Consider the following 25,003-nt stretch of genomic DNA (forward strand, 5'->3'; position numbering starts at 1 on the left):
GCACGTAGGACCAACCAAAGTCGTCACGGGATCAGCTCAGCCACGGATGTCCGATTAGCACCTGGATGGGCGGTTCAAGCGGGTGAGCGAGTGGGTACGTGCAGTAGTACCGCGGCGCCTGAGGGTGACGACGCGCCACGTCCGCCGACGGGGAGGACCTCTGTGCTCAAGGACGTCGAGCAGCCCGCCACAGCACCGTCCACACAGCGAACACCGGGAGCACAGCGAACACCGGGAGCACCGCGAACACCCGGCAGCCCCGAGCTCGTCACCGCTGCCCTCGCCGCACTCGAACGCGGCGAGGGCAGCGTGCTCGTTGCCGAGCAGCACGGCGTGCTGGGGCGCAGAGCGCTGGTCGGGCACGCGCGGGCCGAGGCCGCGCGCAGGGGCACGAGAGTGGTGCACGGGCGCGCGACCCACGTCGACCGGGTGGCACCGCTGTCCACGCTCAGAGCGGCGCTCAGCGCCGGGGTGCCCGACGCCCACCGCGACTTCGACGTCGACCACCTGACCGCGTTGCGGCAGGTCAGAGCACAGTTGGTGGGGCTGGCCGGTGACGGTGGCGTGCTGGTGTGCCTGGACGACTTCCACCACGCCGACGACGCGACGGCGCTGGCGCTGCGGGTGCTGATCCCCGGTCTGGCGACCACCCCGGTGCTGTGGCTGCTCTCGCTGCGCCCGGCGCAGGCCTCCCCCGCCGTGCGCGGGGTCGTCGACGTGCTCCTGGACGCCGGTGCGCGGCTGCTGCCCGCGCGGTGGCCGACCGGGGACGACGCGCGGCGCCTGTGCGCACAGGTGCTCGGCGCCGAGCCCGACCCGGCAGTGGTCGCGATCGCGACGGACGTCGACGGTGACGCGGAACGGGTCCTGCGCGCGTTGCACGAGGCCGGGCACATCCAGGTCGGCGGTGGTACGGCGGTGCTCGCCGCCGACGCCGACCGGCAGCCGCTGCCGTCCTGGCTGGTCGCGGACGTCCGCGCCGCCCTGGGTGACCTGGCCGCGACACCCACCGCCGTGCTGCACGCCGGTGCGGTGCTGGGCAGGGCGTTCACCGTGCACGAGGCGGCCGCGTTGTTGCGCAAGCCGGTGCCCGAGCTGCTGCAGGCCGCCGCGCAGCTGGTCGAGGCCGGGGTGCTGGCACCGGATACCGGAGGCCTGGCCTTCCGCAGCGAGCTGGTGCGCCGGGTGGTGTACGCGGGGCTGGCCGAGCCGGTGCGGGTCGCGCTGCACCGCGAGGCCGCCGACGTCGTCGCCGCGGAGGGCGGTGCGCCGGCGGAGGTCGTGCGCCACCTCGAACGCGGTGGCCGCCGGGGTTCGCCCGCGGTGGTCGAGGCGCTGCGCAAGGCCGTGCGGGAACGCACCGGTGGCCCGGTCGAGGCCGCTGAGCTGGCGGTGAAGCTGCTGGACGTGGTCGGTGACGACCACCCCGGCGGTGACGAGCTGGTGGTGGAGGCGGTGCGGCTGCTCGCGCTGGCCGGGCGCACGGGTGAGGCCTGGGACCTGGCGGTGCGGGCGCTGAGCCGGGTGCCCGGCCCCGCCACGCAGACGCGGCTGGTCTGCGCGCTGGGCGAGCTGGCCGACGGCCGCGACCCCGGTCACGACCACGTGGTCGTGGAGTACGCGCGGCGTGCGCTGGCCCGGCCGGACCTCGACGACCAGCACCGGGCCGACCTCGCGGCGGTGCAGGCCTACCGGCTCGCGGCCGCCGGGCACACCGACGCTGCGGAGAGCGCCGCGGCACGGGCGCGGGCAGCCGGTGGTGAGGCGGTGGTGTTCGGGTCCGCGGCACGGGCGCAGGTCGCGTTGCGCCGCGGAGAGCTGAGCCGGTCGCTGGAGCTGGCCAGGGCCGCCGTGCGGGAGGCCGACCGGACCGGGCCGTTCCCGCGCAGGCACCACTCCCGGTTGTGGCTGTGCGCGCCGCTGGTGGCGCTGGACCGGTTCGACGAGGTGCACTCGACGCTGACCGTGGTGGCCGGTGAGTCGGCCCAGCTGGGGACGGCGTGGCCGATGCCGCGCTGGCAGTACCACCGGGCCAGGGCGCACCTGGCCAGCGGCCGGCTGCGCACCGCGGAGTCCGATGCCGAGCTGGCGGTGCGCAGCGCCAGGGACCGGCCGTTCACGCCGCTGCTGGGGCGGGCGTTGCTGCTGCTCGCGGAGATCCGCACGGGGCTGGGTGACCTGGGGGCGGCCGAGGCGAACCTGCGGGAGGCCGAGCAGGTCGGCGGCCGCGGTGCCGGGGCGGCCCGGCTGGCGTGGCGGCGGGTGCTGTGGCTGTGCGCGGCTGACCGGCACGACGAGGCGGCCGAGGTCGCCGAGGGGCTGCTCAGCGGCGCGGACCTGCTGGCGATCACGGCCACCGCGCCGTCACCGGTCGCACCGGTGCTGGTAGGGCTGGCCCGCCGGCGCGCCGACGAGCACCGCGTCAACCAGGTCGTGCGGGTCGCGCAGCAGCTCAGCGAGCTCAACCCCGGTGTGCTGGGCGTGGCCGCCGCGGCCGCGCACGCCACGGGCCTGCGCGACGGTGACCCGGACGCGGTGGTCCGCGCCGCGGAGCTGAACCGGCTGAGCGACCGGCGGGCGGCCGCCGCGGCCGCACTGGCCGACGCGGGCAGGCTGGCCCGTGCCCACGACGACCCCGACCGGGCCCGTGAGCTGCTGGAGCAGGCACGGCAGACGTGGGCGGCGTGCGGTGTCCCGCTGGCCCCCGGCCGCACCGGCAGCTACCTCGCCGACGGCCCCCGGCAGACCCGCCCGCCGCGGGAGGCGGTGCCGGAGCCGTCGCTGGAGCTGTGGGCGAGCCTCACCGAGACCGAGGTGAGGGTGGCCCGGCTGGTCGCCCAGGGCCTGACGAACAAGGCGATCGCCACCCGGCTGACCCTCTCCCCCAACACCATCGGCACGCACGTGCGCAACGCGTTCACGAAGCTGCAGGTCACCAACCGGGTCGAGCTGGCGCTGCAGGTCATCGCCCACGACCGCGACCGCGCACCCCGCCGCACCCCCTGACCGACCCCCGCCCCCGTCCCCCGACCTCCGAACGCCCGCCGGTGCCACCGGCGGGCGTTCTTTTTCTTTCACCGCCATCTGGCCTCACTCATTCACGTGAGAAGCGCCGCACGCATTCGGCATTCGCCGCGCGCAGGTTCATGGATTTGAGCGAGCTTCACGGACCCCCGCCACGGGGAACTTCTAATTCGCGACGAGTTCGAGCCCACCACGAGTGGCGCTGCTCGGACCGGTTCTGAGCGAATTCGACTTCCCTTCTGGACTTATTCCGGACGGAGTGGCATGCAGATCAGCATCCAGAAGTACGGGGGCAGCTCGCTGGCCGACGACGCCCAGGTGGCGGCGGTGGCGCGGCGGGTGGCGCAGACCCACCGGGCCGGCGCCGAGGTGGTCGTCGTGGTGTCCGCACGGGGTGCCACGACCGATGAGCTGGTCCGGGCGGCCACGGCGGTCAGCACGTCACCGGACCCGAGGGAGACCGACAAGCTGCTCGCCACCGGTGAGCTGGCCTCCGCGGCGTTGCTCGCCATCGCGTTGCGCGAGCTGGACGTGCCGGCGGTGTCGCTGTCCGGGCCGGAGGCCGGCCTCAAGGCGGTGGGCCCGCCCGGTGCCGGGGTGATCGCCTCGATCGACACCGGCACGGTGCGGCAGTGGCTAGACCGCGGCCACGTCGTGGTCGTGGCCGGTTTCCAGGCCCTCGACGAGGAGGGCGCGGTGGTCACGCTGGGCCGCGGCGGGTCGGACACCTCGGCGGTCGCGCTGGCCGTCGCCCACGGCGCGCCGGTGTGCGAGATCTACACCGACGTCCTCGGAGTCGCCAGCGCCGATCCCAGGGTGGTGCCCGGTGCCGGGCTGTTGCAGCGGCTGCCGGCCGCGGTGATGGCCGAGATGGCGTTCTCCGGCGCACGGGTGCTGCACCCGCGGTCGGTCGAGCTGGCCGCGGCGCACGGCGTGGACATCGTGGTGCGCGACTCGGCCGGGCTCGGCGAGGGAAGCACGATCTTCGGAGGGAGAGCGGCGATGCTCGACTCGGACGTCCTGGAAGGACGCGCCGGTGTGGTGGCGGTGACCCACGACGACAAGGTCACCCAGGTCGTGGTCGAGGCAGGGCGGGACCCGGCTGACGGCGGTGCGCGCGTGCTGGAAGCGGTGGCGCGCCTGGGAATCGCGGTCGACTCGGTGCAGTGGCTGTCGCACCGCGGCGCTCCGCTGCGGATGCGGTTCTGCGTCACCGACACCGCCGCGGACGACGCGGCCGGCGCGGTGCGCGGTGAGCTGCCCGACGACGACTGCGCGGTCACCCTGCGCCAGGACCTCGGCCGGGTCTGCGCCGTCGGCACCGGCCTGCTCAGCCGGCCCGGCCTCACCGCGCTGGGCCTCAACGCCCTGACAACAGCGGGCATCCCGGCCGAATGCGTGTCGTGCAGCCAGGAACGCACGACGTTCCTGGTGGCCCGCGACCGCGTGCACGACGCCGTGCGGACGCTGCACGAGCGCTTCGGGCTGCACGACCCCGACAGCGCACTGCCCGCCTGACCCCACCACTGTGCGAAAGGAGCCAGTTCCGGTGAACCAGCCGCAATCCTTCGGCGCGAAGCTGCGCCTGAACCGCATCGACCGCAACGGCGACGGGCGGTTGCTGGTCGTCCCGCTCGACCACTCCGTCGCCGACGGACCGGTGACCCCCGACGACTCCCTGGGCGACCTGATCGGCCAGCTCGTCGCCGCCAAGGTCGACGCGGTGGTGCTGCACAAGGGCACCGTCCGCCACCTCGACCCGAAGCTGTTCGTCGACACCTCCCTGATCGTGCACCTGAGCGCGAGCACCGCACACGCCCCCGACCCGGACGCCAAGTACCTCGTCACCAGCGTGGAGGCCGCGTTGCGGCTGGGCGCGGACGCGGTGAGCGTGCACGTGAACATGGGCTCGCAGCAGGAGGCCGAGCAGATCGCCGACCTCGCCCGCACCGCGGAGGAGACCGACCGCTGGGGTGTGCCGCTGCTGGCCATGATGTACGCCCGCGGCCCGCAGATCGACGACGGCACCGACACCGAGCTGGTGCGGCACTCCGCCACGCTCGCGGCGGACCTGGGCGCGGACCTGGTGAAGGTCACCTACCCCGGCACGGCGGACGCGTTGTCGGACGTGGTGCGCGCCTGCCCGATCCCCGTGCTGGTCGCGGGCGGGGCACCGGTGGACGACCGGCGGGAGCTGCTGCAGCGCGTCGCCGCCACCATGCGGGCGGGAGCGGCCGGGCTCGCCATGGGCCGCAACATCTTCCAGCACCCCACTCCCGGCCGGTTGGCCAGGGACATCGGTGACGTCGTGCACGGCCGCATGGCGATCGCGGCCTGAACCGGGGAGGAAAGGCACTCATGACTGCTCAGATCAAGCAGATGCGGCAGCTGCTGGCCGACCCGGCGATGACCGAGAGCTCGCCCGGCTCGGAGTTCGCACAGGCCGCGGCGTTCGGCAACCGCGCGGAGGACGTGACCGTCACCTACCGCGGCTACCTGCCCACGGCGTTCCCGCTGTTCGCCGAACGACCGCGGTTCACCGTGCGGCAGCTGATGAAGATGGCGACGGTCCGCGATGGCGACACGCCGTTCGTGCGGGAACCGCAGCCGGAGTCCGACCGCGGGCAACGCTCGGGCGTCACGTTCGACACGACCCCGGAGGCGGGGTTCCAGCCGCTGCTGGACGCGGCGAAGCTCACCGACATCGGGGTGTCGCTGCCGGTGCCCGCCGGCCTGCTGGAGCACCCGCGGCTGCTGGCGGCGTTCATCGACTTCCGGCTGATCGTGCGGTTCGGCACCACGGAGAACCAGGTGCTGCTGCGCGGCAGCGACGACGGCGCGGTGCCCGGTCTGCTGGAGCTGCCGGAGGCCCGCCGCATGACCGTCGACTGCCGGCCGGTGGACCTGCTCACCAGGGCGGCGGCACTGGTCGAGGAAACCGGTGGGTCGTGCGACGGGATCGTGGCGCACAACGCCGTGTACTGGCAGGCCGTGGAGTCCGGGCTGCTGGGCCGGCTCGCCGAGGCGGGCGTGCGGATCGCGCGGACCAGGATGATCCCGGAGCACCAGGTGCTGCTCGGTGACTTCCGCGCCGCCACCACGTTCCTGGACCCCGGCATCTCGCACCTGACGCTGCGCCGCGGTGCCGCCCCGGACGGCGGTGACCTGCTGGAGGCGGGCAGCCGCATGGGTCTCGCGGTGCACCTGCCGCAGCACTTCGTGCTCGTGGAGCAGGAGGGTGCGCGCTGATGCGGGTCCTCTACGTCACCGGCATGATGCGCTGCGGCAGCACGATGATCGGCAACGTCCTCAACGAGACCCCGCACGCGGTCCACGTGGGCGAGCTGCACTACCTGTGGCGCAACGGCATCCTCACGCGGGGCACGAACTCCAGCTGCGGCTGCGGTGAACCGCTGACCGGCTGCCCGGTGTGGTCGCAGGTGCTGGCCGAGGAGGTGGCCGCCGACCGGCACGTCGCCGAGGCGGTCGAGGCCGTGCAGGCCACCCGGTTGCGCGCCCGCCACACCCCGCTGCGCCTGGCGGAGTCGCTCGGCCCGCTGCGCACACCCCCGGACGTGCGGTGGGTGACCGGGGTGACCACCGAGCTCTACCGCGCCGCCGCACGCGCCGCCGGTGCCGAGGTGGTCGTGGACAGCTCGAAGTACCCCGCGGAGGCCGCGGCGCTGCTGGGCCGTGACGACCTGGACGTGCGGGTGCTGCACGTGGTCCGCGACGCACGGGCCACCGCGCACTCCTACCGCAAGGACAAGAGCTACGTGACGCGCATGAGCGCGGCCCGCAGCACCGGTTACTGGAGCGCGGTCAACGCCGCCTCCGACCTGCTGGCGCTGGCCGGCCACGACCGGTACCTGCGGGTGCGTCACGAGGACTTCTCCGCACGCCCGGACGAGGTGATCGGTGAGGTGATGGCGTTCGCGGGCATCCCGGGCAGCGTCCCGGTGACCGCGGGCGGCACGGTCGAGCTGGGCGTGAACCACACGGTGACCGGCAACCCGGACCGCTTCCACCACGGTCAGGTGCTGATCAAGGCCGACGGCCGGTGGCGCACCGACCTGCCGTGGAAGCCCAGGGCGTTCACCACGGCCGCCGCGGCACCGCAGCTGGTGCGCTACGGCTACCCGGTGCGCGCGGGCAGGGAGGGCTGATGGACCTCGGACTGGACGGCAAGGTCGCCCTCGTGGCGTGCGCCAGCAGCGGCCTCGGGCTCGGTGTGGCCCGCGCCCTGGTGACCGAGGGCGCGGACGTGTCGATCTGCGGCCGCGACCGCGACCGGCTCACCGAGGCGCGCGGCAAGCTGGAGGCGCTGGGCGGTGGCCGGGTGCACGCCCAGATCGCCGACGTCGGCATCGACGGCGCGGTGCAGCGCTGGGTGGACAGCGCCGTGGCCGAGTTCGGCGGGATCGACGTCGTGGTCAGCCACACCGGCGGGGTCGTGCAGGGCCCGGTCGCCGACTTCGGGCCCGAGGACTACCGCCGGGCCGTCGACACCGCGCTCATCCCCCACGTGGCGCTGGTGAAGGCCGCGACACCGCACCTGCGCCGCGACGGGCGGGTGTTGATGATCACCTCGGAGGCGGTGCGCCAGCCGATGCCGCACAACGTGCTGTCCGGGGTGGCCCGGCAGGGGGTGCTGTCCTACGCCCGCAACCTCGTGCACGCCTTCGGCGACAGCGGTGTGACGGTCAACGTCCTCGCACCCGGCTACCACGACACCCCGGCGCTGCGCGGACCGTCCGGTGAGGACACCTCCGCCGCGGCCGCCGAGGTACCGCTGCGCCGCGTCGGCGACCCGGACGACTTCGGTGCGCTGGCCGCGTTCCTCGCCTCCCGGCAGGCCGCCTTCGTCACGGGCGCGCTGCTGCTGGTCGACGGCGGCAACACGCGCGCGCCGGTGTGACCACGACCCCGCGACAGGAGTGAGAACGATGGACCTGGCCGAGACCTACCGCGCCAACGGGTGGTGGCGCACCGACGAGACGCTCGTCGACGACCTGCGCCGGGCGGCGCGGGAGCACCCCGACCGGCGCGCGGTCGTCGTGTGGCACACCGACGGCCGCGACACCGAGACGCTGACCTACGCCGAACTGGAACGCCGAGTCGAGCGGATCGCGGCGGGACTGGCCGGCCTCGGCGTCGAACGCGGTGACGTGGTGACGCTGCAGCTGCCGAACTCCTGGCAGCTGCTCGCGACAACGCTGGCGTGCGCCCGCATCGGCGCGGTCGCCGGACCGGTGCTGCCGATCATGCGCCGCCGCGAGCTGGCGTTCATGACGACCCTGACGAAGAGCCCGGTCTACATCGGACCGGTCGAGCACCGCGGTTTCTCGCACGCCCGTCTCAGCGAGGAGGTCGCCCGCGAGGTGGCGTCGATCAGGGAACGTGTCCTGGTCGGCGCCGCCGGCTCGGACGCCGACCTCGGTGACGCCCGGGACTTCGACACCGCGCTGCTGGGCGAACCCGGCACCGAGGGCGCGGTCTTCGGTGACATCGAGGGCCGTGAGGCCAAGCCCGACGACCTGGCCTACGTCATGTTCACCTCGGGCACGACCGGTGAGCCCAAGGGCGTGATGCACAGCCACAACACGTTGCACGCCACCAACCGCATGCAGATCGACGCGCTGCACCTGCGCGACGACGAGGTCACCGCGATGGGCTCCCCCACCACCCACAACGCCGGGTGGACGTGGAACTTCACGATGCCGCTGCTGCTCGGCGCCACGTGCGTGCACATCGACAACTGGGACGCCGACCTGATGCTGCGCGTCCTGGAAACCGAGCAGGTCACGTTCTTCATGGGCGCGCCACCGTTCCTGGTGGACCTGATCGACCGCCAGCGCGAGCAGCAGCGCGACCTGTCGAGCCTGCGCACGTTCGCCACCGGCAGCGCGCCGATCCCGCCGGTGCTGGTCGAGCAGGCCCGCGACGTGCTGGGCTGCCGGCTGTACGCGTTGTGGGGCATGACCGAGAACGGCGCCCCCACGATCACCCGGCCGGAGGACCCGCAGATGCGGGCCGCCGAGAGCGACGGCTCCCCGGTGCCGGGCATGGAGGTCCGCATCGTCGACGAGGACGGTGCCCTGGTCGAGCCGGGAGCCACGGGGAGGCTGCAGGTGCGGGGCGCGACCCAGTGCCTGGGCTACTTCGAACGCCCGGAGGTCTACGCGGACAACGTGACCGCCGACGGCTGGTTCGACACCGGTGACCTGGCCCGCGACGACGGACACGGCGGCATCCGCATCGCCGGGCGGGAGAAGGACGTGATCTCCCGCGGCGGCGAGAAGGTGCCCGTGGTGGAGGTCGAGGCGGCGTTGCGCCGCCACCCCGACATCAAGGACGTCGCGGTGGTGGCCTACCCCGACGACCGGCTCGGTGAGCGGGCGTGCGCGGTGATCGTGGCACAGGGCGAGCCACCGCAGCTGCCGGCGTTGCGCGAGCACCTCGACGGGCTGGGCATGGCCAAGCAGTACTGGCCCGAACGCGTCGAGCACGTCGGTGAGCTGCCGACGACGCCCAGCGGCAAGGTCCAGAAGTTCAAGCTGCGCGAGCAGCTGGTCAGCGGCTGAGGGAGGGCAGGAGATGGACTTCTCGTTCACCGACGAGCAACAGGCGCTGGCCGACAAGGTCCGCGCGTTCGCCCAGGACACCATCGCCCGGCACGCGGCACTCGACGACCGGGAGGGCACGTTCTGGTCCGGGTTCTTCGCCGAGCTGGGCCGGGCCGGGCTGACCGGTCTGGCGATCTCCGAGGAACACGGCGGCCGCGGGCTGGGCGCGGTCGAGGTCGGCATCGCGGTGGAGCAGCTGGCCCGCGCCGAGGCGACGGCGTGCTACCCGGTGCTCAACGCGGCGCTGATCGGCGGCATCATCGGCCGCAGCGGCACCGCGCAGCAGCAGAGCCGGTGGCTGCCGGCGGTCGCCTCGGGTGACTCGGTGGTGGCACTGGTGCTCACCGAACCCGAGCACGGCACGGACGCGGCCGCGATCGAGCTGCGCGCCGAACACGACGGCGAGGGCTGGCTGCTCACCGGCACCAAGACCTCGATCATGCTCGGGATGCACGCCACCCACGGGCTGGTGTTCGCCCGCACCGGCGAGGACGGGGCGCGCGGTGTGACCGCGTTCTTCGTCCCGCTCAACCGCGACGGCATCTCCCGCGAACGGCTCACCGACCTCGGTGTGCGCGCGGGAGGCCGGGCCACGCTGCACTTCGACGGCGTGCGCGCCGCGGACGACGAGGTCGTCGGCGGTGTCGGCGAGGGTTTCAGCGGGGTGATGCGCGGCTTCGACCACTCCCGCGCACTGATCGCCGTGCTGGCCGTGGCCAACGCCCAGGCCGCACTGGACGACGCACTGGCCTACGCCCGTGAGCGCGAGTCGTTCGGGCAGGTCATCGGCAAGCACCAGGGCGTGGCGTTCCCACTGGTCGAACACGCCACACGGGTGCACGCGGCCCGGCTGCTCGCCTTCGAGGCGCTGTGGCGCGCCGACGCAGGGCTGCCGCACCGCGCCGAGGCGAACATGGCCAAGTGGTGGGCACCGCGCGTCGGTGTCGACGCCGCGCACCAGGCGCTGCTCACGCTCGGCCACCGCGGCTGGAGCGACGAGCACCCGGCGAGCCGGCGGGTGCGCGACGCCATCGGGCAGGAGATCGCCGACGGCACCGAGAACGCCACCAAGCTCGTGGTGGCACGGGAGCTGCTGGGCCGTGAGCACGCGCCCTGACGGGCCCGGACCGAAACCACGACTGGACAAGGAGGAACACGTGACCACCACGCTGTGGCTGACCGGGCTGCCCAGCTCGGGCAAGTCGACACTGGGCCGGGAGCTGGTCGAGCGGCTGCGCGACCGCCGTGCGGTGCAGCACCTCGACGGTGACGCCGTGCGCAAGGACTTCTTCCCCGAGCTGGGGTTCAGCAAGCACGACCGCACCGAGAACATCCGCCGCATCGGCAAGCTCGCCGCCATGCTCGCCTCCCACGGCGTGCTGTCGGTGGTGTCGGTGATCGCACCGTTCCGCGAGGTGCGCGAGGAGGTCCGCGCCGCGCACGAGGCGGCGGGCCTGACGTTCGTCGAGGTCTACGTCGACGCACCGGTGCAGGTGTGCGCCGAACGCGACGTCAAGGGCCTCTACGCCAAGGCCGACGCCGGCCAGGTCGAGGCGATGACCGGGGTCAGCGACGTCTACGAGGCACCCGCCTCCCCCGACGTGCTCGTCGACACCGCGTCGCTGAGCGTGCAGGAGAGCGTCGAGATGATCGAACGCGCCCTGGAGCGCTGCGAGTCCGAACGCCGTGAACAGGACATCCGGGAGGTGGTGCTGCGATGAGCGCGCCGGCCAAGGAAAAAGCGGTCACCGGCATCGAACAGCTGGAGGCCGAGGCGATCCACGTGCTGCGGGAGGTGGCGGGCGAGTTCGACCGGCCCGCACTGCTGTTCTCCGGCGGCAAGGACTCCACGGTCCTGGTGCACCTGGCGGTGCGCGCGTTCGCCCCCATCGCACCGCCGTTCACCCTGGTGCACGTCGACACCGGCCACAACTTCCCCGAGGTGCTGCAGTTCCGCGACGACATCGTGGACCGCTTCGGGCTGCGGCTGCACGTCGCGGAGGTCCAGGACTGGATCGACAAGGGCGCGGTGCAGGAACGCGCGGACGGGATGCGCAACCCGCTGCAGACCGTGCCGCTGCTCGACACGATCACCGAGCAGAAGTTCGACGCGGTGATCGGCGGCGGCCGCCGTGACGAGGAGCGCTCACGGGCCAAGGAGCGGATCTTCAGCGTCCGCGACAGCTTCGGCCGCTGGGACCCGCGCCGCCAGCGCGTGGAGCTGTGGAACCTCTACAACGGCATGCACTCCCCCGGTGAGCACGTGCGGGTGTTCCCGATCTCGAACTGGACCGAGCTGGACGTGTGGCGCTACGTCGAGGCCCGCGACATCGAGCTGCCCTCGCTGTACTTCGCCCACCAGCGCAAGGTGTTCCTGCGCGACGGCATGTGGCTGACCTCCGGGCAGTGGGGTGGTCCGGCCGACGACGAGGAGACCGTCGAGAAGACCGTGCGCTACCGCACCGTCGGCGACGGTTCCTGCACCGGTGCCGTGGAGTCCGACGCGGCCACGGTCACCGACATCATCGAGGAGATCAAGGCGAGCCGGCTCACCGAGCGCGGTGCCAGCAGGGCCGACGACCGCATGTCCGAGGCCGCCATGGAGGACCGCAAGCGGGAGGGGTACTTCTGATGACGTCCGACCTGTTGCGACTGGTGACGGCGGGCAGCGTGGACGACGGCAAGTCCACCCTGGTCGGCAGGCTGCTCTACGACACCAAGTCCGTGCTCAGCGACCAGATCGACGCCGTGCTGCGCAGCAGCGAGGAACGCGGGCTCGACAACCCCGACCTCTCGCTGCTGGTGGACGGCCTGCGGGCCGAACGCGAGCAGGGCATCACCATCGACGTCGCCTACCGCTACTTCGCCACGGCCAAACGCACCTTCGTGCTCGCCGACACCCCCGGTCACGTGCACTACCTGCGCAACACCGTGACCGGTGCGTCGACCGCGGACCACGCGGTGCTGCTGACCGACGCGCGCAAGGGCGTGCTCCCCCAGACGCGCCGGCACCTGGCCGTGATGGCGATGCTGGGCGTTCCCGGCATCACGCTCGCGGTCAACAAGCTCGACCTGGTCGACTTCTCCGAGGAGACCTACACCTCCGTGCGCGAGGAGTTCGTCGCACACGCGCAGTCGCTGGGCTTCCGGCCAGAGCAGATCACCACCATCCCGCTGTCGGCCCTGACCGGCGACAACGTCGTGACCCGCTCCGAGAACACCCCGTGGTACGACGGACCGACACTGCTGGAACACCTGGAGACCGTGCAGCCCGACGACCGCGGCTGCGACGTGGGCCTGCGGGTGCCGGTGCAGTACGTGCTGCGCGACGGCGACAACGACTACCGCGCCTACGCCGGGCAGATCGCCGCCGGCGCCGTGCGGACCGGCGACGAGGTCGTGGTGCTACCCGCCGGCACCCGCTCGACGGTGACCGAGATCGGCACCCCCGACGGCCCGGTCGACGAGGCGACCGTCGGGCAGCCGGTGGCCCTCACGCTGGCCGACGACCTGCCGGTGAGCCGCGGCGACCTGATCGCCGCCGCCGACCGCCTGCCGGAGCTGGCCGCCGAACTCACCGCCACCGTGTGCTGGCTCGCCGAGGAACCCCTGCGCCCCGGTGCGCGGGTGCTGCTCAGGCACGGCACGCGCACCACGAAGTGCCGGGTCCCGAGCCTGGCCGCCCGGTTCGACGAGCAGGAGCTCGTGCTCGAACGCGACCCGGAGTGCCTGGAGCTCAACGAGATCGGCCAGGTGCGCCTGGAGGTCGCCGACGCCCTGCCGTTCGACGACTACACCGACTGCGTCGCGACCGGCGCGTTCCTGCTCATCGACCCCAACGGCGGCAACACCCTCGCCGCGGGCCAGGTCGGCGACACGCTCTCGGCGGTGACCGACGGGCGCGGTGATGGGTGAGCGGGACCGGGGCGTCGCGGAAGAACGCGTCCGGGCGGCCGCCGGTGAGCAGGACGGCGCCGGCGGCCGCCCGGTGACGGGTCAGCACGACCGGGTCGTCGCCGGCGACCGGGACCGCCCCGTGACCGACGAGCGGGTTCGGGTCGTCGTCATCGGCGCGGGCGCGAGCGGCACGCTGGCCGCGGTGCACCTGCTGCGCTCCGGCGTCCCCGTCGAGCTGGTCCTGGTGGACCGCAGCGGCGAGTTCGGGCCGGGCCGGGCGTACCGGACCGGCGATCCCGGGCACCTGCTCAACACCGTCGCCGAGAAGATGAGCGCGTTCGACGACGACCCGGAGCACTTCGTGCGCTGGAGCGGAGCGGAACCGGGAGCGTTCCTGCCCCGCCGGGACTACGGGCGCTACCTGGCCCAGACCCTGGCCGCCGAGGAACAGCGGGCCGAGAACCAGCAGGCAGACCGCCAGGCCGTGGTGCGGCACGTCGCCGACACCGCCGTCGGACTGTCCACCCGCGACGACGGCGTCACCGTGGAACTGGCCCGCACCGGGCCGGTGCACGCCGACTTCGCCGTCCTCGCACCGGGCGCGGGCGGCGGCGACCCGCTCGCCGACCTGCTGCCCGACGGGTCACCGCGCTACGTCGCGGACCCGTGGGCCGGACCGTTGCCCGACACCGCTGGCGCACCGGTGCTGGTGCTCGGCACAGGACTGTCCATGATGGACATCGCCGTGAGCCTGGCACCGGACTCGCCGCTGCACGCCGTGTCCCGGCACGGACTGCTCCCCCGCCCGCACCGCCGCAAGCCGGGCGCACCGTCCTTCCCGGACCCGCCGGAACAGATCGGCTCGCTCGGCGAGCTGCTCCGGTTCGCCCGCCGCTGCGTGTCCGCCGACCCCGAGCGGTGGCGCGAGTTCGTGGACCACCTCCGGCCGCACACCCGCCGGCTGTGGCGACAGCTGGGAGTGGCAGAACAACGGCGGTTCCTGGAACGGGTGCACCACTACTGGAACGTGCACCGGCACCGAGCCGCACCCGACACCCACCGCGCGGTGCGGGCCTTGCTCGCCTCAGGACGCTTGCGGCTGCACCGCGGCCGCGTGGAAGCGCTGACACCCGTGCAGGACGGGTTCGAAGTCGTCCTGACCGGCGGACAGGCGCTGCGGGTGGGGTGGCTGGTCAACGCGACCGGTTTCCGCCGCGACGGTGGCCCACTGGTGCGGGAGCTGGTCGCGGAAGGCACCGCGCGACCCGACCCGGTCGGGCTCGGCGTGCGGACCGGCACCGATGGCCGCGTGCTGGACCGGTGGGGCACGCCACGACGGGTGTTCACACTCGGCGCGCTGCGCCGGGGCGAGGAGTTCGAGAGCACCGCGGTACCGGAGATCCGGGCGCAGGCGGCGGAGATCGCCGCGCACGTGCGACGAGGGGTGATGACATGAACGACCTGCTGATGTACCCGGCCTACATCGACGGCAAGGACGTCGAGCACCCACAGGGCCGGTACGTGCACACGGTGACGGCACGGGCCGTGCTGGAAGACACGATGCCGGCGCTCGCGCTCAAACGCGACCTCGACGCCGGTCTGACCGACCCGCGCACCGCCGGACCCGCCGTGGTCGGCGGATGCGCCCTGGCGGACGACCGGATGGCGACCGACGCACTGGAAGCAGCAGCGCGAGCGGCACCGGAGTGGGCACGGGTGCCACTGCGCGACCGCCTGGAGATCGGGATGCGCATCGGCGAACGACTCCGGGAGAAGCGCGACGACATCGTCGAACTCCTGGTGGCCGAAGGACAGCCCCGCGACCTGGCAGGCCCGACACTGGACGAGTACTGGCGGGCCGACTTCAGCGCCGAGACGCTGACCTGGTGCGCATCGCAGATGCAGACCACCAAGCACCGCGGCTGCGGCGGACAGGCGATCGTGCGACGCGTACCCGACGGCGTGGTGTGCGTGAACCCACCGCAGAACGCCTCGACCCCGAACGCCCTGTTCGGCGCAACCGCACTGCTCGCGGGCAACGCCGTGGTGGTGCGCGCCCCCCGCGGCGTCCCACTGGCCACCACCCACGCACTGCGCGAGGTCGTCGTACCCGTGCTGGAAGAAGCCGGAGCACCCACCGGAGTGCTCAACATCCTCTGCGGACCACCGATGACCGACCTGTGGCTCACAAGCCCGCACGTCAACGACATCGTCTACGTCGGCGGCAGCGCCAAGGGCCTGGAGTTCGAACGCGCCGCCATCGCCGCGGGCAAGAAACCCGTGCTGGAGCTCGCCGGCAACGACTGCGTGGTCGTGTGGGCCGACGCCGACCTCGACAGCGCGGCGGCGGCGATCACGGAGAACTTCCGCCAATCCGGGCAGATCTGCAACATCCCCAACCACGTCATCGCACACCCGGCCATCGCCGACGCGCTGCTGGAGAAACTGGTGGCCGCCGCAGCCGCCACGAAACCCGGCTACCCCGACGAACCCGGAGTGGTGCTCACACCGGTGCTGATGGCCGACGCCTACTTCGCCGACATCGCCGACGCCGTGCGCCGAGGCGCGACACTGCTGCACGGCGGACGACGACTCGAAGTCGACGGGACACCATCGGACACGGGCTTCTTCGTGGAACCCGCCGTGCTGCGGGTCGACGGCTTCGACCGCGCCCGCGACATGCCCGCGGTGCGGGAGGAAACGTTCTCACCGCTGCTGCCGGTCGTCGTCCCCGAAGAGCACGACGGACTGTTCGACGAGATCGTGCGGTTCGTCAACGCCAACCGCTACGGCCTGCGCAACTCCTTCTGGGTCCAGGACGAAGCGCTGGTCGCCGAAGTCGCCGCCGGAGTGACCTCCGGCGGCGTGGTCAACGTCAACGACTCGCACTCCGCGTTCCGCCCGTTCCTGCCCACCCACGGCGGCACCGGCCTCACCGGCGGCGTGTTCGGCGAGGCCAACTACCTCATGCTGCGCACGACCCACCTGCAGGGCGTGAACATCAACCGGGGAGGAGCACGGTGAACGAGCACAGCGTCGTCCTGCGCACACCACGACCGGCCGACGAGGTCTTCGACCAACTGCTGCACCCCGGCCGCTTCGCCGACGCCGCCACCGACATCGAGTCCGTGGCACCGTCGGACGACGGCGACCGGTACGCCCTGCGGTTCCGCGGCGGACTGGCCCGCTGGACACAGCGCACCGAGACCGACCGCGACGCGCGAGTCGTGCGGTTCCAACAGGTCAGCGGCGACTTCGTCGACTTCGGCGGCGCATGGGAGGTCGAACCCGACGGCACCGGCAGCCGCGTCGTGCACCGGGTGGCGTTCCGCACGAGCGTGCCGCACCTGGCCGGCGCGATCGAACCGGTGCTCGCCCGCGTGCTGCTGCGCGCCGCCGCCGACGTCGTCGACGCACTGGCCGGTCCGGCGGAGCTCGTCTCCGGCGCCCTGACCGACCAGAAACCGTCCGAGCACACGGCACTGGCCTACGCCGCCCCCTCAGCCGGCGCCCCGCTGCAACCGACCACCATCCCCCGCCGCCCACTCGGCCCGAACGACGTGGCGATCGACATCCGCTACTGCGGGGTGTGCCACTCCGACGTCCACCAGGTCAACGGCGACTGGGGCAGGGAGCTGTTCCCGATGGTGCCCGGCCACGAGATCGCCGGCGTCGTGACCGAGATCGGCCCCGAGGTGACCCGCCACGCCGTCGGAGACCGGGTCGGGGTGGGCGTGATCGTCAACTCGTGCCGGTCGTGCGACAAGTGCGCCGACGGGATGGAGCAGTACTGCGCGGACTCGGTCGAGACCTACTCCGACGTGGACAGCTACCAGGGCGGCGAACGCACCCGCGGCGGCTACTCCACGCACATCGTGGCCGACGAGCACTTCGTGCTGCGCATCCCGGACGCGTTGCCCCTGGAGCAGGCCGCACCACTGCTGTGCGCGGGCATCACCACCTACTCCCCGCTCAAGCACTGGCAGGCCGGACCCGGCCGCAAGGTCGCGGTCGTGGGCCTGGGCGGGCTCGGACACCTGGCGGTGAAGATCGCACACGCGATGGGCGCCGAGGTGACCGTGCTGTCGAGGTCGTTGCGCAAGAAGGACGACGGCCTGCGACTCGGCGCCGCCCACTACCACGCGACCGAGGACCCGGCGACGTTCGAACAGCTCGCCGGCACGTTCGACCTGATCCTGTGCACGGTCTCCGGACTGTCCGATGTAGACTCCCACCTGACGCTGCTGGCCAACGGCGGCACCATGGTCTGCCTCGGGATCACCGAGGAGTCCATGGAGGTCAGCGTGTTCTCCCTGCTGCAGGGCCGCACCTCGCTCGCCGGCTCGCAGATCGGCGGCATGGCCGAGACCCAGGAGATGCTCGACTTCTGCGCCGAGCACGGCATCGGAGCGGAGGTCGAGGTGATCGACGCCGCGCAGATCAACGAGGCGTTCGAACGGGTGGTGGCCGGCGACGTGCGGTACCGGTTCGTGATCGACACGGCCACCATGACCGCTCAGAGGTAGCCCGGTGAGCCCGTTCACCGGGCGATCTACCGTCCGGTGAACGGGCTCACCACCCGCTGGTCGGCCACGTACAGGCGGTCTTGTTGGCGTACAAGACTGGACTTGCGGCACCCGGAGCAGAGGGTTGGTTTTAGATACCACTGAAGTTATAGAGGTTATTTACTATCCGATGCGCGCTCCAGGCGAATCCCGGCGCCCATCGACTTCACCGTGGACACGAGGTCGTCCCACTTCGCACCGAACAGGGTCCTCTTAGGACTTCTGGGCCAAGATGGCGGCATGAACTCGTTGTTGCTCGCCGCCGCGTTCGCCATGGTCGTCCGCTCACTGGCGGCGTCCCGGCTGGACCGCTGGAACCTCGGCGCACCGGTCGTGATGGTGCTCGCCGGCGTCGCGGTCGGGCTCGCCAACGAGAACTCCATCGCCGCGGTCTTCAACACCGAGGCGGCCCAGCACGTCGCCGAGATCATCCTCGCGGTGCTGCTGTTCGCCGACGCCACCGAGGTGCGCGCCGGCCGACTGTGGGGCGCCTACCCCGGTGCCGCGGCACGGGTGCTGCTCGTCGCGATGCCGCTGAGCCTGGGCCTGGCGGCGGTGCTGGGCTGGCTGCTGTTCCCGTCGCTGTCGTGGGCGGTGCTGCTGCTGGTCGCGTGCGTGACGGTGCCGACGGACTTCGCCGCGGCCGAGCGGGTGGTGCGCGACCCGGCGTTGTCGGTGCGGGTGCGCAGCACGCTGAACGTCGAGAGCGGCTACAACGACGGCATCGTCTCCCCGCTGTTCCTGTTCGCGCTCGTGCTGGCCGGCGACCACACCCAGGAGCGCTCGCCGGTCGAGGCGCTGGCCACGGTGCTGCCGTTCGCGGTCAAGGCCGTGGTCGCCGGCGTGGTCCTCGGCCTGCTGCTGGGGTGGCTGATGGACCGGGCGCACCGGGCGGGCTGGGTGACGGCGCAGTCCGGGCGCGTTGCGGTGCTGCTGGCACCGCTGCTCACCTACACCGCGACGGTCGCGATCGACGGCAACGGGTTCGTCGCCTCGTTCGTGTGCGGCATCGCCTTCCGGTACGTGCACCGGCTGCTCAAGGCGCGCCGGGTCCGCGCCGGTGCCGCCGACCGCGCGGAGATCAGGGCCGACGTGCTGAACAACGACCTGCACCTGCTGGACGACGTCACCGGGCTGCTGACGATGACCATGTGGTTCGTCGTCGGCATCGCCGCGGTGCTGACCTTCTCCCTCGGCGTGTCGTGGCAGGTCCTGCTGTTCTGCCTCGCGGTGCTCACGGTGGTGCGGCTCGTCCCGGTGGTGCTGGCGCTGGGCGGGTCGCGGCTGCGCGGCCGCGAGCGCGTGCTGGTGGGCGCGCTCGGGCCGCGCGGGACGACCACGGTGGTGTTCGGGTTGCTCGCGTTCAACAAGCTGCCGGAGGGCGACGCCGCGGACACGATCCTGGTGATCACGATCGTGTGCGTGCTCGGCAGCGTGCTGGTGCACGGCATCGGGGCCAGGCCGACGGCCCGGCTCCTGTCGAAGGGTCAGTGACGCACCCGGTCGGTCGCGCAGGCGACCAGCAGCATCACGGTGACCGCTGCGAGCGCGTGGTCACCGCTGAGCGCGCAGATGCACGCCAGCGCGAACCAGAGCAGCAGTTTCATGAACCGAGGTTAGGGACCGCACGAGTGACGCGCATCTCATTTGGGGAAGGCTTGAGCTTCGATCAGGACGCGGTCAGCCGCGTGCCGCGATCCCGTCGTACATCACCCGCCGCACCGCCTCGCTCAACCGCCGCTGCTCCTGCTCCCCCGGCGCGCGCAACGACGCGATCGCCGAGCCGAGGATCATGCCGTTGACGGCCCGCGCGGTGTTCGCGACGTCGAGGTCCGCGCGCAGGTAGCCGAGCTCCACGCCGTGGGAGAGGTAGGCGGCGGTCAGCGAGTCGGCCAGCTCGAAGAGGTCGAGGACGCGGTCGGCCATGGCGCGGTCGATGCCGGGAGCCTCGAACAGCAGCAGCCGCGGCACCCGCGGGTCCGCGGTGAAGATCCGCGCCAGCGACTCCCCGATCCGGGCGGACTGGGCGCGGTACTCGTCGAGGGTGGAGACGGCGTCCGGGGCGTTCTCCGCGGTGAGGGCGCCGGTGGCGCGGGCGACGAGGTCGTCGATGACGTGGTCGACGATGTCGCGCTTGTTCTGGAAGTAGCGGTAGAAGGTGCCGTGCCCGATGCCCAGGCGCGCGGCGACGTCGGCGATGCCGGTGGCGTGGTAGCCGGTCTCGGCGAAGCAGTCGAAGGCCGCGTCGATGATCTCGCGGCGCAGCTCCTGCTTCTTGCGCTCGGCGCGGCTGACCGGGTGGGCGCTGGACGTCATGACGCCGAGTCTATGACGTGCGATCCCTTGTGATCACCACAAAACTGACATACGGTTCCGAAGCTGACACGCGATTCCGTGAGGAGGTTCCCGATGGTCCACGACGCGGTCGTCGTCGGTGCCGGGTTCGGCGGCATGGGTGCCGCGATCCAGCTCAGGCGGCTGGGGATGCGCGACCTGCTGGTCCTGGAGCGGGAGGACGACCTCGGCGGCACCTGGCACGTCAACCGCTACCCCGGCCTCGCGGTCGACATCCCCTCCCCGACGTACTCCTACTCGTTCGAGCCGAACCCGCACTGGTCGCGGCTCTTCGCGCCGGGCGAGGAGCTCAAGCGCTACGCCGAGCACGTGGCCGCGAAGTACGACCTGCGCCGGTCGATGCGGTTCGGCACGACCGTCACGGGTGCGGTCTGGCGGGACGACCACTGGGAGGTGCGGACTGCGGACGGCTCGGTCGTGGCGGCGCGGTACCTCGTGACGGCGACCGGGTTCCTGTCGATGCCCAGGACGCCGGACGTCCCCGGCATCGAGACCTTCGCCGGCCGGGTCGTCCACACCGCCGCGTGGGAGCCGGTCGACCTGACCGGCGAGCGGGTGGCGGTGATCGGCACCGGCGCCACGGCGGTCCAGCTGGTCCCGGAGCTGGCGAGGACGGCGGCGGCGCTGACCGTGTACCAGCGGACCCCGATCTGGGTGAGTCCCAAACCGGACTACCGCATCCCGCCGCCGGTGCGGCGGTTGTTCGCGCGGCTGCCGGTCGTCCAACGGGCCGTGCGCCGGCTCGGCAGCTCGGTGCTGGAGCTCATGATGATCTCCGGTGTCGTGCACTACCGGCAGCTGCGGGTCGCCAACCGGCTGGCAGAGCGGTGGTGCCGGGCGCACCTGCACCGCCAGGTCCGCGACCCCGGGCTGCGCCGCGCGCTCACCCCGGACTACTCCTTCGGCTGCAAGCGGCCGACGTTCTCCAACGACTACTTCCGCACGTTCACGCGTCCCCACGTCCACCTGGAGACGTCGCCGATCACGCGGGTCGACTCGTCCGGCATCGTCACCGCCGCCGGGCGCACCGAGATCGACGTGCTCGTGCTCGCGACCGGCTTCAACCTGTGGGACGTCAACTTCCCCGCGTTCGAGGTGCTCGGACGGGACGGCAGGGACCTGGGCACGTGGTGGCGGGAGAACCGGTTCCAGGCCTACGAGGGCGTGACCGTGCCGGGGTTCCCGAACCTGGTGTCGCTCAACAGCCCCTACTCCTACAGCGGCCTGTCGTACTTCACGACGATCGAGAGCCAGATGAAGCACATGGCCCGGTTGTTCACGGCGATGCGGTCACGCGGGGCGGACGTCTTCGAGGTGACCCAGCGGGCCAACGACGAGTTCCTGCACCGGATGCGGACGCGGGTCGCGGAGAACTCCGTGTTCTCACTGGGACAGTGCGCCACCTCGCGCAGCTACTACTTCAACCAGCACGGCGAGGCGACGCTGCTGCGACCGACCTCGACGATCAACGCGCACCGGGCTGCGGGGCGCTTTCCCTTGGAGCACTACCGGTTCGCGGTGTCAGCCCGGCCACGGGCGTGAGGGGCACCAACGGCGGCCGCTCCGCCGTGGTCGTCAGCTCGATCCGCCGCCCCTCCTCCCCCGCCCGGAGCACGGCCGTGATCGTCTCGAGCACGTGCAGCGCGAGCTCGTCGCCGGCGCGCGGCGCCCGCTGCCCGTCGGCTGCGACGAGGTCGAGCAGGCCGACTCCGCGCCCTGCTCCCGTGTAGCCCGCAGCGGCGGGAAGGGTCCGCCACCCGGTGCCGTCGAGCGGGAACAGGCGGGTCTCACCGTCGAAGTGGTTCGGGTCGGGTACCGCGAGCGTGCCGGTCTCACCGTGCACCTCGATCGGCACGGCGGTGGTGGTCACCCCGTCGAAACTTGTCGTGATGGTCGAGAGCGCACCGCTGACGTGTTCGAGCACGCCGGAGACGTGGGTGTCTACCTCGACCGGGACCCGCTCACCGGTCCGCGGCCCGGACCCGATGACGCGCTCGCTGCGCAGGCGGCTGACCGCGCCGACCACCGCGCGCACCGGGCCGAGCAGGTGGATCAGCGCGGTGAGGTAGTACGGCCCCATGTCCGCCAGCGGACCGCCCCCCGCGGTGTAGTAGAAGTCGGGGTTGGGGTGCCAGCGCTCGTGCCCCGGCGTGACCATCACGGCCGACGCGGAGAGCGGGCGACCGATGAGTCCGCTGTCGATCGCGGCCCGCGCGGTCTGCGTGCCCGTGCCGAGAACGGTGTCCGGCGCGCACCCGACCCGGACACCGGCCGCGGCGGCCCGGTCGACGATCGCCCGGCCGTCCGCGAAGGTGACGGCGAGCGGTTTCTCGCCGAAGACGTTCTTGCCCGCGTCGATCGCCCGGAACGCGATCTCCGCGTGGGCCGCGGGCACGGTCAGGTTGAGGACCGTGTCGACGTCCGCCCTGCCGAGCAGGCCCTCGACGCTGACCGCCTCGGCACCCGGCAACTCGGCCGCGACCGCCGCCGCGCGGGTGGTGTCGAGATCGGCGACCGCGGTGACGCGCACCGCCGGGTGGTCGCGGAGCGTGTCCAGGTACTGCCCGGAGATGAACCCGAGCCCTACGATTCCGACGCGGTGCGGGTCGCCCACGACATCCCCCTCGTGATGACGGTGCGGACAGCGGGGTGCCGCAGGACGTCCAGGCTGTGCCCCGGCGTCGTCACCACGATCCGCCCTGCACCCCACCGCCGCGTCCAGATCGCCGGGCAGGTGACCGGCCGGTGCCACGGGTGCCACGGCCGGACCGGGTGGGTGGTGGTGGCCAGCACGTCGACCAGGTCGTCGTGCAGCACCCAGTACTGCTCGGTGACCAGCTCGAAGTCCTCGACGCCCGCGGTGATCGGGTGCTCCCGGCCGAGCGCGGTGATGGTCACCTCGTGCGGCAGGAAGTTGTCCTCCGGCCCACCCTGGCGTTCGCACGGCTCCTTGCCCGGATGCGTGACGAACTGCCCACCCACCAGGTGCAGGTAGTCCGCCGACGCGCGGAACGAGTCCGCAATGCCGCCGTGCCATCCCGTGAACCCGGTGCCGGCCTCGACCGCCGAGCGCAACCCGCTCAGTTCCTCGTCGGTGATCTCCGACATCGTCATGCACTGCACGACGAGGTCGGTGCGCGCCATCTCGGCGGCGTCGGCGTACACCTCGGTCGACTCCTCGACCCGCACGGCGTAACCGCTGTCCTCCAGGAAGGGGATGAACAACTCGGTGGCCTCCACCGGTTGGTGGCCTTCCCAGCCACCGCGGACCACCAACGCACTCGGCCGTGCCACGCCACCCCCTGGTAACCGCTTTCCACACCTGGCTGAACAGTGCCTCGAACGGCACCGGTGGTCAAGAACTTCCCAGCCTCCGCACCGGTCGGCGCCGAGAACGGCTGCCGGGCAGCTCCCCTGCGCTGAACGGCGCCGCGTTTGAACCGGCCGCTCCCGTGGTATCGACCAGGACCATTTGTTTCCCGTATGGAGGGTGCTCATGCAGATCCAGGTCAACACCGACCACAACATCCACGGTGGCGAAGGACTGGCCGCCTATGTGACCACCGACCTGGAGAGCGGCCTGTCCCGGTTCAGCGAATGGCTGACCTGGGTGGAGGTGCACCTCAGCGAGGACGGGGGCACCACCCCGGAGGACAAGAAGTGCGTGATCGACGCGCGGCCGAAGGGCAAGCAGCCGGTCGCGGTCACCCACCACGCGACCACCGTGGACGACGCGTACGCCGGCGCGGCGCAGAAGCTGGTGAGGGCGTTGGACTCCCGCTACGCCCGCGCCCGCGACCACAAGGGCAGTGACAGCATCCGCCACATGCCCGCTCCCGAGGACCCGGAGCTGGTCGGCGTGATCGAGGACGAGCCCAAGGGCTGATCGGCGCATCTCCGGCCGCCCCTCCGGGCCGCTGCCTTTGCCGGCGTCTGCAAGTACCACCAACTCAACATCAACCTGATTCGACAGGTGGCGAACAGGTTGGTGGTAGTTGGCGGCGATTTGATCAAGTGTTGGTGGTACTTGCAGACGCCTGGGCAGCAACGAGGGGGCGGGAAAGGCTTCTGGCCGGGTGCTCAGACCGGCTTGCTGAAGTGGAACGCCGGGATCACGTACCCGGCGGAGAAGTAGCGGCTGTGGGCCTCGTGCCGGTGCGTGCCGGAGTCCAGGTGCACCTGACCGCACCCGAGCCGGCGGGCCTCCTCGTCGACCCAGCGCAGCAGCGCTCCCCCGTGGCCCTGCCTGCGCGCGGCGGGCAGGGTGCTCAGGTCGTCGATGTAGAGGTGGTAGCCCACGTAGAGGTTCGTCAGCGGACGGAACCCGGCCACCGCGACGACCTTCCCGTCCGCGTCGAACGAACCGACCAGCCGGTAGCCCTCCTTGCGCTGCACCCGCACCGCCGCCACGAACTCGTCCGCGGAGGCGAGGTGCGCCCGCAGCTCCCGCATCGCCTCGAAGGCCAGGGCGGTGTTCTCGTCGTCGAGCTCGGCAACGGTGTGCGTCGTCATGCCGACGATCATCACGGCAAGAAG

The 25,003-nt window shown here is 72.2% G+C and carries 21 protein-coding genes and 1 pseudogene; 18 read left to right on the plus strand and 4 right to left on the minus strand.

All coding sequences use genetic code 11. The features are described from left to right. Positions 1-162: 162 nt before the first annotated feature. The 16 genes and pseudogenes from ACZ7CF_RS08800 (at position 163) to ACZ7CF_RS08875 (ending at position 19,606) form a co-directional block, all read left to right on the plus strand. Positions 163-3,006 (plus strand): helix-turn-helix transcriptional regulator, encoded by a 2,844-nt coding sequence (locus ACZ7CF_RS08800; protein WP_470369300.1) that lies wholly within the window; start codon positions 163-165, stop codon positions 3,004-3,006. A 282-nt stretch (positions 3,007-3,288) separates the two neighbouring features. Continuing rightward, positions 3,289-4,542, plus strand: coding sequence for an aspartate kinase (locus tag ACZ7CF_RS08805; RefSeq protein WP_360396675.1), 1,254 nt, complete (start codon positions 3,289-3,291; stop codon positions 4,540-4,542). A gap of 31 nt (positions 4,543-4,573) precedes the next feature. Next, positions 4,574-5,362 (plus strand): 2-amino-3,7-dideoxy-D-threo-hept-6-ulosonate synthase, encoded by a 789-nt coding sequence (locus ACZ7CF_RS08810; RefSeq protein WP_360396673.1) that lies wholly within the window; start codon positions 4,574-4,576, stop codon positions 5,360-5,362. A 20-nt stretch (positions 5,363-5,382) separates the two neighbouring features. Beyond that, complete coding sequence (locus ACZ7CF_RS08815; protein ID WP_360396671.1) at positions 5,383-6,273, plus strand: family 3 encapsulin nanocompartment shell protein; 891 nt, start codon at positions 5,383-5,385, stop codon at positions 6,271-6,273. Beyond that, a complete protein-coding gene (locus ACZ7CF_RS08820; protein ID WP_360396669.1) occupies positions 6,273-7,190 on the plus strand; it encodes a sulfotransferase in 918 nt (305 codons plus the stop codon). Before ACZ7CF_RS08815 ends, ACZ7CF_RS08820 begins: the two co-directional genes overlap by 1 nt. After that, complete coding sequence (locus tag ACZ7CF_RS08825; protein ID WP_360396667.1) at positions 7,190-7,942, plus strand: SDR family oxidoreductase; 753 nt, start codon at positions 7,190-7,192, stop codon at positions 7,940-7,942. Before ACZ7CF_RS08820 ends, ACZ7CF_RS08825 begins: the two co-directional genes overlap by 1 nt. A gap of 28 nt (positions 7,943-7,970) precedes the next feature. Then, complete coding sequence (locus tag ACZ7CF_RS08830; RefSeq protein ID WP_360396665.1) at positions 7,971-9,608, plus strand: AMP-binding protein; 1,638 nt, start codon at positions 7,971-7,973, stop codon at positions 9,606-9,608. Positions 9,609-9,621: 13 nt separating this feature from the next. Beyond that, on the plus strand, positions 9,622-10,767 hold the full coding sequence (locus tag ACZ7CF_RS08835; RefSeq protein ID WP_470369301.1) for an acyl-CoA dehydrogenase family protein: 1,146 nt from the start codon (positions 9,622-9,624) through the stop codon (positions 10,765-10,767). Next, positions 10,751-11,371, plus strand: coding sequence for an adenylyl-sulfate kinase (gene cysC / locus ACZ7CF_RS08840; protein ID WP_470369302.1), 621 nt, complete (start codon positions 10,751-10,753; stop codon positions 11,369-11,371). The genes ACZ7CF_RS08835 and cysC overlap by 17 nt, the downstream gene beginning before the upstream one ends. Next, on the plus strand, positions 11,368-12,282 hold the full coding sequence (gene cysD, locus ACZ7CF_RS08845; RefSeq protein WP_360396659.1) for a sulfate adenylyltransferase subunit CysD: 915 nt from the start codon (positions 11,368-11,370) through the stop codon (positions 12,280-12,282). Before cysC ends, cysD begins: the two co-directional genes overlap by 4 nt. After that, complete coding sequence (locus tag ACZ7CF_RS08850) at positions 12,282-13,565, plus strand: sulfate adenylyltransferase subunit 1 (RefSeq protein ID WP_360396657.1); 1,284 nt, start codon at positions 12,282-12,284, stop codon at positions 13,563-13,565. Before cysD ends, ACZ7CF_RS08850 begins: the two co-directional genes overlap by 1 nt. Next, on the plus strand, positions 13,558-15,003 hold the full coding sequence (locus ACZ7CF_RS08855; protein ID WP_470369303.1) for an FAD/NAD(P)-binding protein: 1,446 nt from the start codon (positions 13,558-13,560) through the stop codon (positions 15,001-15,003). Before ACZ7CF_RS08850 ends, ACZ7CF_RS08855 begins: the two co-directional genes overlap by 8 nt. Continuing rightward, the gene (locus ACZ7CF_RS08860; RefSeq protein WP_458432214.1) at positions 15,000-16,571 is read left to right on the plus strand and encodes an aldehyde dehydrogenase family protein; all 1,572 of its coding nucleotides are present in this window, start codon (positions 15,000-15,002) and stop codon (positions 16,569-16,571) included. The genes ACZ7CF_RS08855 and ACZ7CF_RS08860 overlap by 4 nt, the downstream gene beginning before the upstream one ends. After that, positions 16,568-16,957, plus strand: a pseudogene (locus ACZ7CF_RS08865) (SRPBCC family protein); the annotation flags it as partial. The gene ACZ7CF_RS08860 and the pseudogene ACZ7CF_RS08865, both read left to right, overlap by 4 nt. Positions 16,958-16,996: 39 nt before the next feature. Further along, positions 16,997-18,073, plus strand: a complete 1,077-nt coding sequence (locus tag ACZ7CF_RS08870; protein WP_458434397.1) for an NAD(P)-dependent alcohol dehydrogenase — start codon at positions 16,997-16,999, stop codon at positions 18,071-18,073. A 279-nt stretch (positions 18,074-18,352) separates the two neighbouring features. Next, positions 18,353-19,606, plus strand: coding sequence for a cation:proton antiporter domain-containing protein (locus tag ACZ7CF_RS08875; protein ID WP_458432213.1), 1,254 nt, complete (start codon positions 18,353-18,355; stop codon positions 19,604-19,606). A 186-nt stretch (positions 19,607-19,792) separates the two neighbouring features. Here ACZ7CF_RS08875 and ACZ7CF_RS08880 read toward each other — a convergent pair whose 3' ends face one another. Beyond that, positions 19,793-20,428 carry a TetR/AcrR family transcriptional regulator gene (locus ACZ7CF_RS08880; protein WP_470369304.1) on the minus strand — a complete coding sequence of 212 codons (636 nt, stop codon included), beginning with the start codon at positions 20,426-20,428 and terminating at the stop codon, positions 19,793-19,795. A 93-nt stretch (positions 20,429-20,521) separates the two neighbouring features. Here ACZ7CF_RS08880 and ACZ7CF_RS08885 point away from each other — a divergent pair, with 93 nt between their 5' ends. Beyond that, the gene (locus ACZ7CF_RS08885) at positions 20,522-22,009 is read left to right on the plus strand and encodes a flavin-containing monooxygenase (protein WP_360396648.1); all 1,488 of its coding nucleotides are present in this window, start codon (positions 20,522-20,524) and stop codon (positions 22,007-22,009) included. Here the strand turns inward: ACZ7CF_RS08885 and ACZ7CF_RS08890 are convergent. Next, positions 21,933-23,081: a Gfo/Idh/MocA family protein gene (locus tag ACZ7CF_RS08890; RefSeq protein ID WP_458432211.1), complete on the minus strand. Its 1,149-nt coding sequence runs from the start codon at positions 23,079-23,081 to the stop codon at positions 21,933-21,935. The two genes, ACZ7CF_RS08885 and ACZ7CF_RS08890, sit on opposite strands and share 77 nt — an antisense overlap. Beyond that, positions 23,051-23,761 carry a ThuA domain-containing protein gene (locus ACZ7CF_RS08895; protein ID WP_470369305.1) on the minus strand — a complete coding sequence of 237 codons (711 nt, stop codon included), beginning with the start codon at positions 23,759-23,761 and terminating at the stop codon, positions 23,051-23,053. The genes ACZ7CF_RS08890 and ACZ7CF_RS08895 overlap by 31 nt, the downstream gene beginning before the upstream one ends. A gap of 202 nt (positions 23,762-23,963) precedes the next feature. On the opposite strand from ACZ7CF_RS08895, the gene ACZ7CF_RS08900 reads away from it, so the two are divergent. Beyond that, positions 23,964-24,353, plus strand: a complete 390-nt coding sequence (locus ACZ7CF_RS08900; protein WP_360396643.1) for an HPF/RaiA family ribosome-associated protein — start codon at positions 23,964-23,966, stop codon at positions 24,351-24,353. 194 nt (positions 24,354-24,547) lie between these two features. On the opposite strand, the gene ACZ7CF_RS08905 is transcribed toward ACZ7CF_RS08900, so the two are convergent. Further along, positions 24,548-24,979 (minus strand): GNAT family N-acetyltransferase, encoded by a 432-nt coding sequence (locus ACZ7CF_RS08905; RefSeq protein ID WP_458432209.1) that lies wholly within the window; start codon positions 24,977-24,979, stop codon positions 24,548-24,550. Between the last annotated feature and the right edge of the window lie 24 nt (positions 24,980-25,003).

Source organism: Lentzea sp. NPDC036955 (genome assembly GCF_055608005.1).

Bases quoted from the DNA above. Each gene is read 5' to 3' on its own strand.
- ACZ7CF_RS08805 (WP_360396675.1), top strand. From the start codon at position 3,289: ATGCAGATCAGCATCCAGAAGTACGGGGGCAGCTCGCTGGCCGACGAC.
- ACZ7CF_RS08815 (WP_360396671.1), top strand. From the start codon at position 5,383: ATGACTGCTCAGATCAAGCAGATGCGGCAGCTGCTGGCCGACCCGGCG.
- ACZ7CF_RS08820 (WP_360396669.1), top strand. From the start codon at position 6,273: ATGCGGGTCCTCTACGTCACCGGCATGATGCGCTGCGGCAGCACGATG.
- ACZ7CF_RS08825 (WP_360396667.1), top strand. From the start codon at position 7,190: ATGGACCTCGGACTGGACGGCAAGGTCGCCCTCGTGGCGTGCGCCAGC.
- ACZ7CF_RS08830 (WP_360396665.1), top strand. From the start codon at position 7,971: ATGGACCTGGCCGAGACCTACCGCGCCAACGGGTGGTGGCGCACCGAC.
- ACZ7CF_RS08835 (WP_470369301.1), top strand. From the start codon at position 9,622: ATGGACTTCTCGTTCACCGACGAGCAACAGGCGCTGGCCGACAAGGTC.
- cysD (WP_360396659.1), top strand. From the start codon at position 11,368: ATGAGCGCGCCGGCCAAGGAAAAAGCGGTCACCGGCATCGAACAGCTG.
- ACZ7CF_RS08850 (WP_360396657.1), top strand. From the start codon at position 12,282: ATGACGTCCGACCTGTTGCGACTGGTGACGGCGGGCAGCGTGGACGAC.
- ACZ7CF_RS08855 (WP_470369303.1), top strand. From the start codon at position 13,558: ATGGGTGAGCGGGACCGGGGCGTCGCGGAAGAACGCGTCCGGGCGGCC.
- ACZ7CF_RS08860 (WP_458432214.1), top strand. From the start codon at position 15,000: ATGAACGACCTGCTGATGTACCCGGCCTACATCGACGGCAAGGACGTC.
- ACZ7CF_RS08875 (WP_458432213.1), top strand. From the start codon at position 18,353: ATGAACTCGTTGTTGCTCGCCGCCGCGTTCGCCATGGTCGTCCGCTCA.
- ACZ7CF_RS08880 (WP_470369304.1), bottom strand. From the start codon at position 20,428: ATGACGTCCAGCGCCCACCCGGTCAGCCGCGCCGAGCGCAAGAAGCAG.
- ACZ7CF_RS08885 (WP_360396648.1), top strand. From the start codon at position 20,522: ATGGTCCACGACGCGGTCGTCGTCGGTGCCGGGTTCGGCGGCATGGGT.
- ACZ7CF_RS08900 (WP_360396643.1), top strand. From the start codon at position 23,964: ATGCAGATCCAGGTCAACACCGACCACAACATCCACGGTGGCGAAGGA.
- ACZ7CF_RS08905 (WP_458432209.1), bottom strand. From the start codon at position 24,979: ATGACGACGCACACCGTTGCCGAGCTCGACGACGAGAACACCGCCCTG.